This is a genomic window from Chryseobacterium wanjuense (assembly GCF_900111495.1).
Lineage (GTDB): Bacteria > Bacteroidota > Bacteroidia > Flavobacteriales > Weeksellaceae > Chryseobacterium > Chryseobacterium wanjuense.
The window spans coordinates 2,612,063-2,628,267 of record NZ_FOIU01000001.1 but is presented as its reverse complement, the minus strand read 5'-3'; the positions used below and the strand labels follow the sequence as shown (position 1 = coordinate 2,628,267).

The 16,205-nt window shown below is 33.8% G+C and carries 15 protein-coding genes; 14 read left to right on the top strand and 1 reads right to left on the bottom strand.

Annotated features, from left to right (window positions below):
* Nucleotides 1–839: 839 nt before the first annotated feature.
* A complete protein-coding gene (locus tag BMX24_RS11630) occupies nt 840–1,946 on the top strand; it encodes an alpha/beta hydrolase (RefSeq protein ID WP_228404790.1) in 1,107 nt (368 codons plus the stop codon).
* A gap of 109 nt (nt 1,947–2,055) precedes the next feature.
* On the opposite strand, the gene BMX24_RS11625 is transcribed toward BMX24_RS11630, so the two are convergent.
* Nucleotides 2,056–2,400, bottom strand: coding sequence for a winged helix-turn-helix transcriptional regulator (locus BMX24_RS11625; protein ID WP_062671476.1), 345 nt, complete (start codon nt 2,398–2,400; stop codon nt 2,056–2,058).
* 110 nt (nt 2,401–2,510) lie between these two features.
* On the opposite strand from BMX24_RS11625, the gene BMX24_RS11620 reads away from it, so the two are divergent.
* The 13 genes from BMX24_RS11620 (at nt 2,511) to BMX24_RS11560 (ending at nt 15,978) form a co-directional block, all read left to right on the top strand.
* Nucleotides 2,511–3,116: an FMN-dependent NADH-azoreductase gene (locus tag BMX24_RS11620; RefSeq protein ID WP_062671474.1), complete on the top strand. Its 606-nt coding sequence runs from the start codon at nt 2,511–2,513 to the stop codon at nt 3,114–3,116.
* 65 nt (nt 3,117–3,181) lie between these two features.
* The gene (locus tag BMX24_RS11615) at nt 3,182–4,036 is read left to right on the top strand and encodes a pirin family protein (RefSeq protein ID WP_062671472.1); all 855 of its coding nucleotides are present in this window, start codon (nt 3,182–3,184) and stop codon (nt 4,034–4,036) included.
* Nucleotides 4,037–4,351: 315 nt separating this feature from the next.
* On the top strand, nt 4,352–4,912 hold the full coding sequence (locus BMX24_RS11610; RefSeq protein ID WP_062671470.1) for a DUF417 family protein: 561 nt from the start codon (nt 4,352–4,354) through the stop codon (nt 4,910–4,912).
* A 309-nt stretch (nt 4,913–5,221) separates the two neighbouring features.
* Nucleotides 5,222–6,199, top strand: a complete 978-nt coding sequence (locus BMX24_RS11605) for an alpha/beta hydrolase (RefSeq protein WP_062671468.1) — start codon at nt 5,222–5,224, stop codon at nt 6,197–6,199.
* Nucleotides 6,200–6,297: 98 nt separating this feature from the next.
* Complete coding sequence (locus tag BMX24_RS11600; RefSeq protein ID WP_062671633.1) at nt 6,298–7,275, top strand: MBL fold metallo-hydrolase; 978 nt, start codon at nt 6,298–6,300, stop codon at nt 7,273–7,275.
* Nucleotides 7,276–7,876: 601 nt separating this feature from the next.
* Entirely contained in the window at nt 7,877–8,713 is an 837-nt protein-coding gene (locus BMX24_RS11595) for a helix-turn-helix domain-containing protein (RefSeq protein ID WP_062671466.1), read from the top strand.
* Between the two features lie 131 nt (nt 8,714–8,844).
* Nucleotides 8,845–10,260 carry an aldehyde dehydrogenase family protein gene (locus tag BMX24_RS11590; protein ID WP_062671464.1) on the top strand — a complete coding sequence of 472 codons (1,416 nt, stop codon included), beginning with the start codon at nt 8,845–8,847 and terminating at the stop codon, nt 10,258–10,260.
* 94 nt (nt 10,261–10,354) lie between these two features.
* On the top strand, nt 10,355–11,188 hold the full coding sequence (locus BMX24_RS11585) for a helix-turn-helix domain-containing protein (protein WP_065119523.1): 834 nt from the start codon (nt 10,355–10,357) through the stop codon (nt 11,186–11,188).
* Nucleotides 11,189–11,697: 509 nt separating this feature from the next.
* A complete protein-coding gene (locus BMX24_RS11580) occupies nt 11,698–12,780 on the top strand; it encodes a Gfo/Idh/MocA family protein (protein ID WP_062671462.1) in 1,083 nt (360 codons plus the stop codon).
* Nucleotides 12,781–12,783: 3 nt separating this feature from the next.
* Nucleotides 12,784–13,728, top strand: coding sequence for an NADP-dependent oxidoreductase (locus tag BMX24_RS11575; protein WP_062671459.1), 945 nt, complete (start codon nt 12,784–12,786; stop codon nt 13,726–13,728).
* 108 nt (nt 13,729–13,836) lie between these two features.
* The gene (locus BMX24_RS11570) at nt 13,837–14,229 is read left to right on the top strand and encodes a nuclear transport factor 2 family protein (protein WP_170835692.1); all 393 of its coding nucleotides are present in this window, start codon (nt 13,837–13,839) and stop codon (nt 14,227–14,229) included.
* A gap of 44 nt (nt 14,230–14,273) precedes the next feature.
* Entirely contained in the window at nt 14,274–15,278 is a 1,005-nt protein-coding gene (locus BMX24_RS11565; RefSeq protein WP_062671454.1) for a zinc-dependent alcohol dehydrogenase family protein, read from the top strand.
* A 400-nt stretch (nt 15,279–15,678) separates the two neighbouring features.
* The gene (locus BMX24_RS11560; protein ID WP_062671452.1) at nt 15,679–15,978 is read left to right on the top strand and encodes a tautomerase family protein; all 300 of its coding nucleotides are present in this window, start codon (nt 15,679–15,681) and stop codon (nt 15,976–15,978) included.
* Nucleotides 15,979–16,205 lie beyond the last annotated feature (227 nt).

Genomic DNA, 16,205 nt, shown 5'->3' with positions numbered 1-16,205 from the left:
GAATCTTTTTGATGTTGCTACTATTATTGTATTTAAAGTTAGTATTATGATATCTAATGTAAGATGGCCAAGCTGCTATTTTTTCAATTGTTATCAGATAGTATATTACTTTCCTATTGTATAATTATTTAAAATATTGAAAATTAACTTATTATTTTTTAATACTATATTAAAAAAAATTGTATATTTGGTTACGGTATTGAACAACAGTTGGCCAGATAGGCTATATATTTATTTTAAGTTAACCTAACGAGGTTTTTAAAATCATTGCTTGCAATTCTTTTTTCGCCGAAATTATTAAAAGCATCTTCATTAATATACTTAACCGTATATTTTTAAACCTCATACATTATATTACATATAATGTAATTTTCAAAAAATTACTCTGTATAGAAGCATTATTCTTAAGAATATTTAGTGCGAGCGTATGATCTAAAAAATTAGTGGGCTACCCTCGTATTCGGCATATCTACTATAAAAAGTGGAGCCCCAAGATTAAATCCTGTATTGTAAATTCCCCATTATCAATTTGCGAAACTATAATTTCTAAAAATATATTTAGTCTCAAACAAATAGCTCAAATTGTAAGGCCCCAATTGTTAGAGGTGTTGTTGTGATTTTTATAGTATTACTTAGGAATATAGGGGGTAGTTAGAATATCGGTTATTTCTTATTTTTTATTCAATTTACTAGAAAAAGGCAGAAGGGAATTGTAGGATATATTTTAGATATAAATATTGTTACAGACTTGATGAAAGTCAATTAAGAATTAACTCTTCTCAGAAAATCTATAATGATTCAACAATAACTATTTTAACAACAATTAAAAATTTTAACTTATGAAAACAATTATTACGAAAAGCCTTACCAAAGCAGCTTTTATTGTAATGGCAGGCATGTTAATTAACTGCAATGGTAGCAAAGAGTCAAAATCAGTTTTTACTAATTCTGATGAGACTAATAAAAAAAAAGCAACCCCTGTAGACTTTGCAACTGATCCACATCTTGATAAAGATGTCAGAGCTTTTTTAGTAAAATTAAACAGTGGAGGAACACCATTGGAAAAATTAAAACCCAAAGCTGCTAAACAAGTTTTGGTAGATGCACAGGCCTCTGTTAAAGTAGATCTTTCCGGGATTGAAGTTTCCGAGAAAACCATTACACAGGACGGTCATACGGTAAGTTTGAATATTGTACGCCCTGAAGGAGCCACAGGTAAATTGCCTGTATTTATCTTTATTCACGGCGGAGGCTGGATTTTGGGTGATTTTCCTACGCACGAGCGAATGGTTCGTGATCTGGTTGTTTTGACAGGGTTCTCAGGAGTATTTGTGAACTATACAAGAACGCCCGAAGCGCAGTATCCTGTTGCAATTAATGAGATTTATGCAGCTACAAAATGGGTTTCAGAACATGGAGATGAAATCAATGTAGATGGAAAAAATCTGGCAGTAGTTGGAAATAGTGTAGGAGGTAACATGACTGCAGTGACCGCTTTAATGGCTAAGGAAAAGAAAGGACCAGAGATTAAGGGCTTAGTAATGATGTGGCCGATAGTGGACGCTGATTTTGAAACTGAATCATATCAGAAATTTGGAAAGGATCGTTTTTTAAGTACCTCTTTAATGAAATGGATGTATGATTTTTACATTCCGGATCCATCCAAGCGGAAAGATATCCATGCTTCTCCACTACAGGCTACCACCGAACAGTTAAGCGGTTTACCACCGACTTTAATCATTGTAGCGGAAAATGATGTTTTACGAGATGAAGGAGAAGCTTTTGGACGGAAGCTCAATGAGGCTGGTGTTCAGGTTACTACAACACGTTACAACGGTATGATTCACGATTTTGGTTTATTGAATGCTCTTGCAACACTTCCGGCTACTCGCGCTGCTTTTGAACAATCAGCAGGACAATTGAAACAATTCCTCGGGAAAAAATAAAAATTTTATGTATAAATATCTGTGAACCATTTATCAGATAAATAGATATTAATGGTCGAAGTATACTTCGATCATTAATATTTGGTTGGAGTATTGGCAAAATGTGTTTTTATTTATTGGCTAAAATTTTTTGTCTATGTTGATAGCCCCAATTTTCCATTGCTGTTAGAACGTCTGCCAATGTATCGCTGTACGGAGTAAGTTCATAGATGACTGTTACAGGTTTGGTGTTGCAAACTTTGCGGCTTATCAATCCATTTATTTCTAATTCCTGTAATTCTTTTGAAAGTATTCTCGGTGAAATACCGGCTTCTCTTGATAATTCGTTAAAACCTCTTTTACCACTTCTTAGAACTGCGATTAATATCAGCTTCCATTTTCCTCCTACAATATCTAAAGTATCGTGGATGGCTAGTTTTGCCTTAGAACAAGTTTCTTGTGTATGTGTTATCATAAAAAATATAAATTTATATTACTATCCTTTTTGTAACTACTATCCTTTTTGTAATTGATAACAAATATATAGTATAATTTTGGAAATTTGCACAAATAAAAAAAGATCATATGAAAATTTTAAGATTAATTACAAGTTTCAGAGAAGAAGCTTCTCAGAGTTTTCAATTAGGGAATGCAATTATTGAAAAGCTTGAAAAGAAACATCCTGACTCAAGTGTCCGCACTAAAAATCTAGTTAAGAACGAAATCCCTCACTTTAACGGAATTCATTTTGCCTCATTTATAACACCGACTGAAAACCATACCTCAGAACTGCAGGAAGCAGTAAAATACTCAAATGAAGCCATTGAAGAATTAAAAAATGCAGATATTATTGTCATTGATGTTCCTATGTATAATTTTACAATACCTTCTTCACTGAAGGCATGGATTGATCAAATTGTACGAGTGGGCGCTACATTCAAATATTCTGAAAACGGAGTTGAAGGATTGATTCAAGGTAAAAAAGTTTATCTATCGATTGCTACTGGAGGTATATACTCAGATGGTCCGATGAAAAAATTTGATCTTACTGAACAATATTTACGGAATATATTAGGTTTCATTGGAATAACTGACATAACAGTTTTTAGAGTAGAAGGTATTGCAATTCCGGAGGTTAGCGAAAATGCTTTACCGAAAGCAATTCAAACGGTGGAACAGTTTGTTTTTTAAAGATAAAAGTTTCTTCATTCGTTTTTTAAGAACTGAAGTTTCAAAAACTTCCTAAGAGTATATTTATGATAGAAAGATTGATAAGAAAGACTACTGAAAGCAAGTGGCGTCAAGGCTTTTTAGGTATGGGACATAAAGCTTCTGCTATTCTAGAGAAAGTATCTTATAAGGAGTCAGATCCCTTCATTTTGTTTATGGACGATAAACTTAATCTTCCCGGAACTGAGCCTGTAGGAGGACCGCATCCTCATGCGGGATTTGAAATATTAACTTTAGTTCTTAAAGGAAATGAAAAAGACTGGCTGACTGGTAGTTTTGAGCTATTGACCGCAGGAAGTGGAATTATACACAGCGAAGAAATTAAGTCTCAACAAGACTTACGAATCCTACAGGTTTGGCTTGCACTGCCTGCCGAAAAACGCTGGGTTGAACCTTTTTGGCAAAGAATATTATTGGAAAATGTTCCAACATTAAAAAATGAGAATTTTGAAATTCGTGTGTATAGTGGATCGAGCAACGGGCTGATTTCTCCAATAACATCTATTACACCTTTCATATTGGTTGATTTTAGAGTAAAAGTAAAACAAACGCTTACTCAAATGTTACCTTCAAATTATAATGGATTGGTGTATGTCTTGGAAGGTTCAATTCAGATTGGAAATAAAATAATAGAAGCTGGACAGGTTGGATGGTTTAATAGAACTGAAGATATAGGAGATAGTGTAATCGAATTCAAGTCAATTAACGATGATACTCATTTTATTCTATATGCAGGTATGCCTCATAATGAGGAAGTAATAGCACACGGCCCTTTTATTGCGGATGTTACAGACGATATTTATAGTCTATATGAAAAGTATAGGGATGGAAAAATGCCTCATGTTGATAACTTGTCGGATAATAAAAAAGTGAATCGATAAAAATCTAAATAAATCAAATAAAAAAGGTTGAATAGTTCTATTCAACCTTTTTTAGCAATATAAGTCGCAGCCTTCTCATCTGCAAATACGGCAATTGAATCAAGAAAAATTGACAACTATTAAAGAAAAGTTGTCTATCATCATTTTACTCTCAGCTTTTAACTTTGTATTTACTTCTTCGTATGATTTTATAAATCTGCAAAAATTTGACGCTATATTTATTTCTGTTTAAAGACTATTAATTATATAGATAATTACAAATAAAAAATATGAATATAGGGTTGGGTATTAGAAAAAACTAAAAGAAGATCTATTATGAAAAAACTATTGCAAATTATTTCAGACAGCCAACTACACCTAATTAATTTTCTAAGAATTACAATTTTTATTGTTATGACATGGATAGGTGGATTGAAAGCTTTTCATTATGAAGCGGAAGGAATAGTTCCTTTTGTAGCGAATAGTCCAGTAATGAGTTTTTTTTACAATAATTCTGGGGAATATAAAAATTATCAGAATAAAGAAGGAGAAGTTATAGAATACAATGTTCAATGGAATCAAATAAATGGTACTTACACATTTTCTTTTGCTCTTGGAATAATGATTGTGATAATAGGTTTGCTAACATTATTAGGAGTATGGTTTCCTAAAGTTGGATTCTTAAGCGGAATTCTCATATTCTGTATGTCCCAGGTGACTCTTTCATTTCTTATAACCACTCCTGAAGCTTACGTACCAAACATTGGTAGTGAACAATATGGTTTTCCTTATTTAGCAGGGAAAGGAAGGCTGGTTATTAAAGATATTATAATGTTAGCTGGTGGTTTGATCATAGCTTCAGATTCCGCAAGGAAACTTTTAATTAATAGTCAATAGATTTCTATGTGAACATACCAAGTATGTTATGTTAGTTAAGAATTCGGCAAAACTTAAAAGAGGAATAGCTTCGATATTTTTTAGATACATATATAAAGAAATATGGAGGGTTGATTGCATTTAGAAACAACATAGATCATGTTTTTGAAGTATAACTCATTTTTTGGAAAAATTGTTAACAGATAAGGAAAAATAGACTACCATAGAAATCAATAACTTTTGCAATTTTGTTAAGGCCAGCATTATAAATGTATAACGAAATTAAACCTATAGTGTTGTTTTTTTACAAACGAATTAAAAGTTAATATTATGAATACTCTTATAGACTTTGCTACTGATCCTCATCTTGATAAAGATGTCAGAGCTTTTTTAGTAAAATTAAACAGTGGAGGAACTCCATTGGAAAAATTAGAACCTAAAGCTGCTAAACAAGTTTTGGTAGATGCACAGGCCTCTGTTAAAGTAGATCTTTCCGGGATTGAAGTTTCCGAGAAAACCATTACACAGGACGGCCATACGGTAAGTTTGAATATTGTACGCCCTAAAGGAGTCACAGATAAATTGCCAGTATTTATCTTTATTCACGGCGGAGGCTGGATTTTGGGTGATTTTCCTACGCACGAGCGAATGGTTCGTGACCTGGTTGTTTTGACAGGTTTCTCAGGAGTATTTGTGAACTACACACGAACGCCCGAAGCGCAGTATCCTGTTGCGATTAATGAGATTTATGCAGCCACAAAATGGGTTTCAGAACATGGAGATGAAATCAATGTAGATGGAAAAAATCTGGCAGTAGTTGGAAATAGTGTAGGAGGTAATATGACTGCAGTGACCGCTTTAATGGCTAAGGAAAAGAAAGGACCAGAGATTAAGGGCTTAGTAATGATGTGGCCGATAGTGGCCGCAGATTTTGAAACTGAATCGTATCAGAAATTTGGAAAGGATCGTTTTTTAAGTACCTCTTTAATGAAATGGATGTATGATTTTTACATTCCAGATCCATCCAAGAGGAAAGATATCCATGCCTCTCCACTACAGGCTACTACCGAACAGTTAAGCGGTTTACCGCCGAGCTTAATCATTGTAGCGGAAAATGATGTTTTACGAGATGAAGGAGAAGCTTTTGGGCGTAAGCTTAACGAGGCAGGTGTTCAGGTTACTACAACGCGTTACAACGGTATGATTCACGATTTTGGTTTATTGAATGCTCTTGCAACACTTCCGGCCACTCGCGCTGCTTTTGAACAATCAGCAGGACAATTGAAACAATTCCTCGGGAAAAAATAAAATACCTATGTATTAAAATTTTGTGAAATAATATTAAGGATGTGATAGAAAATGTAGTGTCTTATCATATAATAAACATAACTATAAAACTATTAATTATGGAAAATAATTTAAGCCGTCGAAGATTTCTAGAAGCTGCGGGTATATTGACTGCAGGTCTAGTATTTTTACCTCACACATTGCTTTCATCAGTAAAAGAAGAGGTAATTATACCAAATTTACAGGAAAGTCCTGTACTTACTATCATGAGAGCAGCTGCAACAGCAAAAATTACCCCTACAAAGCTGAGAGGAAATGTTACTGTTTTAGAAGGATCAGGTGGAAATATAGTAATGTTATCCGGTCCTGAAGGAATTCTACTGGTAGATGCTGGTATTGGTGTTTCTAAAGCAAATATTAAAACTGCATTAAGGGCTATTAGCTCCAAGCCACTAAAGTATCTCGTAAATACCCATTGGCATTTTGATCATGCAGATGGAAACTTATGGATTAAAGAAGAAGGGGCAGTTATTATTGCACACGAAAATACCCGCAAACATTTATCTAAAACCACTCGTGTAGATGATTGGGATTATACATTCCCTCCCGCTCCTGCTGGCGCTATCCCTTCCAATACATTTAAAGAAAGTAAAATTTTAGCTTTTAATGGTGAAAAAATACAAATGAAAAAATATCAGCCATCTCATACGGATGGAGATATTTCTGTGTATTTTCCGAAGGCGGATATTTTAGTTGTTGCTGACACATGGTGGAACGGTCATTATCCTTTTATAGATTATAATACAGGTGGAAGTATATCAGGAATGATTAGTGTAGCAAAAGAAAATATAGCCAGAATCACGGATAAAACTATAATTGTTCCTGGACATGGACCTATTGGCAATAAGCAACAAATGATAGAGTATAAAGATATGCTTGTAGATATTCATCGAAAAGTATCAACACTGAAAGGCCAGGGTAAGACCTTAAAAGAAATTGTAGCATCTAAGCCAACAGCTGATTATGATGCGAAATGGGGAGGCTTTGTAATAAATGGTGATACTTTCACGTATCTGGTTTATAGGGGAATCGCATAAGAAGTCGGTTTTTAGAATCAAATTTCAAATCGGAGTGTTTATTATAGTAAAATAACAAAACAAACGATTTTATCAACCTGATAAATAGTAAGGTAATATTCTAAACTACATAAAAATATTTAGTTAGGTAAGCAAATATTTATAAATATTGGTTTTAAAGTTGATCAGTAGTTTTGATCAAAGTTAACGAGACTGTCTCAAATGCGATTTGTACTGTGGAAGTATTAAAATCAGTTCTGAGACCGTCTCGATTTTTTTACCGAATGCCGCTTGAATTTTCCCTCTAGTATTCGTATTAATTTTTCTTATATATAATATTAACGATTAGTTTTAGGGGTTAACTAAATTATACAAAAAGTACAATTTTATATCAAAATTCTACCATTAAAATCAAACTTAGTATATGTAATTTTATATAATTATTAAACCAAGTGAAAAATAAAAGGATAGTATGATTTAGATTTAATAATTGATTCTAATTGTAGAACTTCAATTTTGGAGAAAATTTAGTACGTATTTCCCGTCAGGAATCTTCACTATCATTTTACGTTAAGTAATTAGAATTATTTGGATTAAGAGTGTTTAACATATACAAATAATCATGGATAATAGAATCACCATAAATAACATCTTAAAATTAAGTGAATTAGACTCCCTTAATACATCGTTAATTTTTAACACAGATATAAGTGAGTTATCTGTTATTTGGAATATAGGAAATGAAATGTATGTTCATATTGATAATGTATGTTATGAAATTTCAAAAAATTCAATCTTCTTTCTAAACACATCCCATTCTATTGAAAATATTAAAGTTTCTTCCGCAAAAATGTTAAGGTTTAGTAAAACACTGCTTTGCAGCTATTCTAAAGACAATGAAATGGATTTGAATAATTTATTTGGTTTATTTGAAAAAGAAGTGAAAATTATATCAATGACTGCTGAGCAGTTAATTTATTTAGAGAATTCATGGAATTTTTTACACAATGAAATCTCTTTACAAGACCGACTTCAAAACGACATAGTTTCACTTCTTCTTAAAAGAATTATAAATCTGTGTGCACAGGCGGCAGGATTGACAGGGAATAAAAAAGAGCTGTTTGAGATTGTTAGTTCATTTAATTATCTTGTTGAGAACCATTTTTGTGAGCATCATGATGTTGCATTTTATGCATCTAAGCTTAACAAATCTCCGAAAATGCTTTCTACTATATTCTCGACTGCAATCGGCTGTCCGCCAAAAGATTTTATTCACGAAAGAATTATGGTAGATGCAAGAAATCAAATTCTTTATACTGATAAAAGTATAAAAGAAATTTCGTATGATTTAGGATATGACGATTTACAAACTTTTAGTAGATTTTTTAAAAGTAAGGAAGGTATTGCTCCTTTGCACTACCGTGAAAAAGTCAAAATGTCAGTTGCACGTCAAATATAGTTTGCTCTTGTTTAAGTAACTATATTAAGTAAATCATTGTTGATCTCCTGAGACAATAAAATTGAACTTTTAGGGCAATTATAAATTTATAAATCGGCATACTTTTGTACACAATAAAGCTATTCAATAATATGAAAATAATAGATAAAATTTATATCAATGGATTGTTTGTAAAGCCTCATGGCAAACAAGTTCAGGATCTTTATAATCCTGATAGTGGAGAAAAGATTGGAATGGTTCATTTAGGTGATGAGGTCGATGCTAACCTGGCAATCGACGCCGCAAAAAAAGCTTTTGAATCATTTTCAAAATCAACCCTTCAGGAGCGTGCAGAAATTTTAGAGCGACTATATGATGTTCTGGTAGCTAATGAAAAGGAACTAAATGAAGCTGCAGTACAAGAATATGGATCTCCAATATCTGCTACTAAAGGCAGAACCCAATATGCAGCGCAGATCTTTCTAGATACTAAAGCTGCGATGGAAAATTTTGAATTTGAAAAACAGCTTGAATTTGCAACTATAATCAATGAACCGCTAGGTGTTATAGCGGCTATCACTCCCTGGAATGCTAACTATACACATATATGTGGGAAAGTGGCGCCAGCTATTGCTGCAGGATGTACAATTGTTATTAAGCCTAGTGAATTAAGTGCTATACAGACAGAGATACTTGCACGCTGCTTTGATCAAGCCGGAGTTCCAAAAGGAGTGATCAATATTGTTAATGGAACAGGACCCGAAGTTGGGACTGTTTTAAACTCTCATCCGGATGTTGCAGTTGTTACATTTACGGGATCAACTCAAGTAGGCCGGTTAATTTCTAGTACGGCGGCACAAACAATGAAAAGAGTGACCCTAGAGCTAGGAGGGAAGTCACCTAATATAATACTTGAGGATGCTGATCTTGATAAAGCAATTCCCTTAGCATTATTAATAGGTTTCAGCAATAGTGGTCAGGCCTGTCATGCTGGTACTAGAATACTTGTACCTGAAGGTAAATTGGAACAGGTTAAGGATCTCATTAAAGAAGGCATGAAAAATATTAAGATTGGTGATCTTTGGAATACACAATCTTATATTGGTCCTTTGGTAAGCAAAAAACAGTATGATACAGTGCAGCGTTACATACAATCAGGGATAGATGAGGGTGCACAAGTACTTGTCGGCGGTTTGGGACATCCGGAAGGATTTAAAGGTTTTTATGTTAAACCTACAGTTTTTGTGAATGTGAATCAGGATATGATTATTGCTAATGAAGAGATTTTTGGTCCTGTACTTTCTGTTATAACTTACACCACTGAAGAGGAGGCTGTAAAGATTGCTAACAGTACTATATACGGTTTGTCAGCTTATATTAGCTCACAGGATATTGAAAAAGCGAAAGAAATAGCACGACAAATTGTTTCAGGTCGGGTTTTGATTAATACGGCTGTTAATAGAGAAGCTCAATCTCCATTTGGTGGTTTTAAACAGTCTGGTATCGGACGAACCTCTTGGACTTATGGTATAGAGGAATATGTTGAACCTAAAGTGATAGCTTTATAAAACATAACGGTATATTTTTTAGAAAAATAGATACAATATGTAGCTATGTGATTTAATTGTTAGGTGAAAGGTTTATAAAATTTAAAAGATAAAAATGATACATACCAATATTCAGGATTCTTGCTACGTTATGGAAAGTTTATCAAATGAGCAGTTCATAGCTGATCACATTTTTTTATATCAACAGTCCGGTTCACTTATTATCAATGATGCAGACAAAGAATATATTTTGAACACTGGTGATTTCGGTCTGTTGAGAAAAAATTGTTTGGCTAAGTGTACTACAATACCTACAGAAAAGGGCGATTATAAAACAATCACACTTGTGCTTGATCAACCCTTTTTAAAAGAGTTCATTAAAGAGTTTAGATATACAGAAGAGTTGGAAGGAATTGAAGATTCCGTAGTAAAAATTAACTCTAGCCCTTTGCTGATAAATTATATTAATTCACTACCACCATATTTTAACCTTGAAGGTAATGAAAATCAGGTACTGCTGAGTTTGAAGATGAAAGAAGCTGTTTTATTATTAATTAAGACGGATCCTAATCTTAAAAATATATTATTTCATTTTGGCAAACCTGGGAAAATAGATCTGGAAGCTTTTATGAATCGTAACTTTCAGTTTAATGTACCGCTAGAACGTTTCAGCTATATGAGCGGACGAAGTATAGCAACTTTCAAAAGAGATTTTAAAAAGGTGTTTAAAGTTTCGCCGGGTAGGTGGTTGTTACAAAAAAGACTTGAGCAGGCTCACTATCTAATTACAAAAAAAGGGAAGAAGCCATCCGAAATATATTTGGAAGTAGGATTTGAAGATATCTCTCATTTTTCTCGATCCTTTAGGGAAAAATTTGGAGCAGCACCTGTTAAATATTTGCAGGAAAATGTTGAGAAAATGATAAAATTTAATAGTAGGAAAGCATAAATTAAAAGCAAAAAAATGCTATCTGTGTTGATATTTCTGAAGCTCTACATTAAAGTGTTTCGTAACTAGAAGATGTTTTCAAAGAATGAAAAATACCTGCTTAAAAAGATAGTCTCATTTTCATAAGTTACAAAAAGACTTTAAAGGCCGTTAATCACTAAAGGTAAGGCATGTTGATAAATTTAATATAAATTAATGAGGCGAACATTAATTTATAAATGTCTTACAATTAATGTATTATCTGGATTGTGTGTTAAATTATATTTAAAACTGTGAAAGATATTGTATTCATGAATGTTTTTAAATATACTTTAAATTTTAACAACATATATGTAGCAAAGATGAAAGTTAGTTCAATACCTTAATCTGTGTTTTACAGTTCAAACGAAATAAGAATAGTTAGTTATTTACAGACCTTTAATAAAAAGCATTTTTAATGCTTTGAGGCTAACAGTTATGGTAATCCTTGGTGTATAACATACCAATTACTAATTAATAAAAAAAATAGAATGAATAAAATTAAAGTTGGAATCGTAGGTGCGAATCCAGAAAGAGGATGGGCCTCCATGGCACATATACCGGCATTAAAAGCATTGCCCGGTTATGAAATTACAGCATTATCAAGCAGAAATAGTGAAACTGTGGATCTTTTAAAAAAAGCTTACGAGGTTGAGAATATTTATGGATCCACTAAAGAGTTGGTTAATAGTGATGATGTAGAAATGGTATTGGTTGCGGTCAGAGTTCCGTTGCATAATGAAATTATTCGTGAGGTTGTTTCTGGTGGTAAAAATGTATTCAGCGAATGGCCTTTGGGTAAAAACTTACAAGAAACTGAAGAGCTTGCTTTTCTCGCTAGGGAAAATAATGTAAAAGGATACATTGGTTTACAATCTAGATCTGTACCTGCAATTCGTTTTATACGAGATTATATTAATCAGGGGCATCTCGGAGAAGTCTTGTCTACAAGTATGATTGGTTCAGGTATTATTTATGGTGAGTATACTCCTATGGCTAATGATTATACAGTTGATCCCGAAAATGGTGCTGGAATGATTAATGTAACATTTGGTAATGCCGTAGATGCTATGTGTTTTGTTTTAGGTGAATTCTCGGAACTAAATGCAACAACAGCGACACGTAGAAAAACTACAACTATTGTAGAGAACGGGCAAGAAATACCATTCAAAATAGCAGACCAAGTAGTTGTAAGTGGTATCCTTGAAGGTGGAGCTGTAGCAAGTGTTCATTTCAGAGGGGGGATGCTTTCCGGGACCAATTTCTTTTGGGAAATCAATGGAACCAAAGGAGATATTCAAATTATTGCTGATGGGGGAAGTCTTGCAGTATTTGAACCTCGTATCATGATGAGTACTGGTGAAAATGGTACTATGGAAATTGTTGAGGTACCAGAAGAATATAATTTAGTTGCTGACTATGGACTAGATTATATCCCATCGAGTGTAGGACAAAACTATACACTTTTACAATCCGGAAACGCTCCTACTTTTGAAGACGCTGTTATACGCCATAGAATGATTAGCGCTATCGAAAAATCAGCATTACAAGGAACTCGTGAATCTTATCTGTAAATCATGAAAGCAATGATTTTAAAAGAGCAAGGGGGGATTAGTAACTTTTCTCTTGAAAATGCTCCAGTACCTGAATTATTGCCAGGCGAGGTTCTTGTACAGACAAAAGCAATAAGTATTAATCCTGCCGATGCAATTGTTCGTGAGAACAAGAGTGTACATTGGATATTTAATGGGGAGAGTCCGATGATCTTAGGTTGGGATCTTTCTGGAGTGGTAATAGAAGTAGGTGCCGATGTAAAGGATTTTAAAGTTGGTGATGAGGTCTTCGGGGTGATTAAGCACCCGGGACATGGAAAGGCTTACGCGGAATATGTTGCTGCTCCGGCTAATCACCTGGCTCTTAAACCAAAGAATATTTCTCATATTCAGGCAGCGGCAAGTACATTGGCAATACTTACAGTTCTACAACCCATGCGCATGGTTGGTGTAAAAGAAGGTAGCCGTATTCTTATCACAGCAGCTGGAGGTGGTGTTGGACATTTTGCGGTGCAATTGGCGAAATACTATGGCGCATACGTTATTGCTCTTGCATCAGCATCTAAGAAAGAATTTGTGATGGGAATTGGTGCAGATGAGTTCATAGACTACCAGAGTCAAAATTTTGAAGATCTGACAGAAAAAGTTGATCTTGCGATTGACGGTGTACGGACGGATGGACATATTTTTCGGGTATTAAATGTTATCAAGTCAGGAGGAACTTTAATTAGTTTGTGGTCTGGTATTACGAGTGAGGAAAGAGAGAGAGCTGAAGAATTAGGAGTAAATGCATTTTATAATGCAATTCAATCTTCGGGCAAGGATATGAAATTAGTTGCTCAATTGCTCGAAGAAGGTTCTGTTATTCCGCATATATCAAAAATATTTGAATTTGAACAAATTCCTGAAGCTCATAAGGAAATTGAAAGTGGGCAGACAACCGGTAAAATAGTCATAAAACTTTCATAAATGATTTGGGAATTTCTGATTAACAACTTATAAGGATACAAAATTAAAGGTAATATGATACAATCTGTAAATGGAGAAGTCAATAATGCGACATTGATTCAAAGTGTAATGTCTGCATACTGCAGACGTCTTGATCTTCAGCAATGGGAAGATTGGAGGTTTCTTATGTCTGATGATGCCACGTTTGAATTTGAAAATGTTGAAGGGCAAAGGATAGCTTACTTTAATGATCCTACTGAATTTATTAAGGTTTGCATTGACCACCTTAAAGATACAGTCACTGTCCACCATCTTCACAATAGTGAAATTTTATCTATGGATGAAGGTTCTGCTGAAGTAGTTTGGGCAATGGAAGACCGTCTCTATTTTAGTAAAACTGATAGCAGGGAGGAATCTTACTTTCATGGCTATGGCCACTACCATATTTCATTTGTAAAAAATACAGAAAAGTGGCTAATTTCAAAATTAAAGCTTAAGAGAGTAAGAATGGAACAGCAGTAATTTAAATCAAACATACATAAGAATAAAAATAAAAAAAGAATATTATGGATATTTTAAAAGATACGATGCAGGCACTTATTCTTGAGGAATTCAATAATGAATTTATAATGAAAGAAATGTCAATGCCTGTTCCGATTGAAGGTCAGGTATTAGTAGCAATTAAGGCAAGTGGCATTAATCCTCTTGATCTCAAAATAAAATCTGGTACTGCAGCACATGCAAAAACCGTTTTACCGGCTATTTTAGGAATTGATATGGCGGGTATAGTTACAGCAGTTGGTGAGAATGTAACTGACTATAAAATTGGAGATGAAGTGTATGGTATGACAGGAGGTATTGCAGGTGTTCAGGGATCATTAGCACAATTTGCAGCTGTAGATGCTGATTTATTAGCTCACAAACCTTCAAATATTAGTTTCAAAGAAGCGGCTTCCTTACCTTTGGCACTGATAACAGCTTGGGAAGGACTGGTAGATAGAGCAAAGGTTGATAGTACTAAAAAGGTTCTTATACATGGTGGAGCTGGAGGCGTAGGTCATATTGCGGTACAATTAGCAAAGTCTTTTGGTGCTACAGTTTATGCAACTGGTACTGCAGACAGCAAAAAACAGATTGAACAGTACGGGGCAGTAGCTATAGATTATGTGAAGGAAACTGTAGATGAATATGTTCAGCAATATACTGATGGAGAAGGATTTGATATTATTTTTGATACCGTTGGGGGAGCTAATCTGGATAATTCATTTTCGGCTGTACGGCAGTACACTGGACATGTTGTAAGTATTCTAGGGTGGGGCACCCACAGTTTGGCACCGTTGTCATTTAGAGGGGCAACTTACTCAGGTGTATTCACTCTTTTACCTCTTATCACCGGAAAAGGAAGAAAACATCATGGTAATATTCTTTCCGAAGCTACAAAATTAATTGAATCCGGACATATTAGAGGAAATACTCATCCAGGTTCTTTTACATTGAAAGATGTTGAGCAGACATGGAAAGAAATGAGTGATGGAATAATAAAAGGAAAAGTCGTAATAGAGATTGACTAATTGTATATATTAAAATAAATTTAAACATGGCTGGATATTTCCAGCCATGTTTTGTTATAATATTACTCTGCAAAATTAGCTGAACAAATTGAGAGATTTTGCTATACTATTTTGTATCCGACTTTTAATATAATTTATCAGAATAAGCGAATATACTGATACATTCAAATTTTAGACTAACTAACTGCGGGTCTGAGCTCACTAATTTAAAATAGCACAAAAATACTTTTTTATAACTTTTAAGTATATCTCATCAGATATTTTAATGCAGTAATTTTACTATAGTAAAGTGACTGATTAAGAGCTTGTATTAATTGTTTATATCCTATAAATCTTACAGGGAATAAGTATCAGTCATATTACAATTAAATTCTTAAATAACTTTTAAACATTTTATATTATGCCATTTGTAAATATTAAACTAGTAGATGGTGTTTTCACACCTGAGCAGAAACACGAATTAGCAGCAGCGATTACTGATGTTATGGTGAAATTTGAAGGTTCTGAAGCTTTTAGAGAAGTCGTATGGGTTCTCATTGAAGAACTCCACACAGATGGTTGGCATATAGGAGGAAGGCCATTTGAAGGACCAAGATCCCTTATGCAGACCTTGTCGAATTCGAAAGATATTTATGAATCAATAGACGGAAGTCCGACTACCAGAGCCGAATTTGCTAAGGTTATGCCTTTGAAACAGTAATGAGTTATCAATTATTTTGCAAACATGACTTTAGAGTAAGTAACTAGTAATATTCCTAAAAAATATAGTTAGTAAAATGTATGGTACTTCATCAGGGATTCTTTTGTAATTCCTGATTTTCCCTACATATTGAAGATGATCGCCGATAATAAATTTACTCTCGGATCGAAATATTTTAGTAATTATAAACAATCATCTTGGTGTTATTATTTATAAATATTATAAGA

Coding starts and splice junctions, on each gene's coding strand:
- BMX24_RS11630 (WP_228404790.1), top strand. CDS start 840: ATGAAAACAATTATTACGAAAAGCCTTACCAAAGCAGCTTTTATTGTA.
- BMX24_RS11625 (WP_062671476.1), bottom strand. CDS start 2,400: ATGATAACACATACACAAGAAACTTGTTCTAAGGCAAAACTAGCCATC.
- BMX24_RS11620 (WP_062671474.1), top strand. CDS start 2,511: ATGAAAATTTTAAGATTAATTACAAGTTTCAGAGAAGAAGCTTCTCAG.
- BMX24_RS11615 (WP_062671472.1), top strand. CDS start 3,182: ATGATAGAAAGATTGATAAGAAAGACTACTGAAAGCAAGTGGCGTCAA.
- BMX24_RS11610 (WP_062671470.1), top strand. CDS start 4,352: ATGAAAAAACTATTGCAAATTATTTCAGACAGCCAACTACACCTAATT.
- BMX24_RS11605 (WP_062671468.1), top strand. CDS start 5,222: ATGAATACTCTTATAGACTTTGCTACTGATCCTCATCTTGATAAAGAT.
- BMX24_RS11600 (WP_062671633.1), top strand. CDS start 6,298: ATGGAAAATAATTTAAGCCGTCGAAGATTTCTAGAAGCTGCGGGTATA.
- BMX24_RS11595 (WP_062671466.1), top strand. CDS start 7,877: ATGGATAATAGAATCACCATAAATAACATCTTAAAATTAAGTGAATTA.
- BMX24_RS11590 (WP_062671464.1), top strand. CDS start 8,845: ATGAAAATAATAGATAAAATTTATATCAATGGATTGTTTGTAAAGCCT.
- BMX24_RS11585 (WP_065119523.1), top strand. CDS start 10,355: ATGATACATACCAATATTCAGGATTCTTGCTACGTTATGGAAAGTTTA.
- BMX24_RS11580 (WP_062671462.1), top strand. CDS start 11,698: ATGAATAAAATTAAAGTTGGAATCGTAGGTGCGAATCCAGAAAGAGGA.
- BMX24_RS11575 (WP_062671459.1), top strand. CDS start 12,784: ATGAAAGCAATGATTTTAAAAGAGCAAGGGGGGATTAGTAACTTTTCT.
- BMX24_RS11570 (WP_170835692.1), top strand. CDS start 13,837: ATGTCTGCATACTGCAGACGTCTTGATCTTCAGCAATGGGAAGATTGG.
- BMX24_RS11565 (WP_062671454.1), top strand. CDS start 14,274: ATGGATATTTTAAAAGATACGATGCAGGCACTTATTCTTGAGGAATTC.
- BMX24_RS11560 (WP_062671452.1), top strand. CDS start 15,679: ATGCCATTTGTAAATATTAAACTAGTAGATGGTGTTTTCACACCTGAG.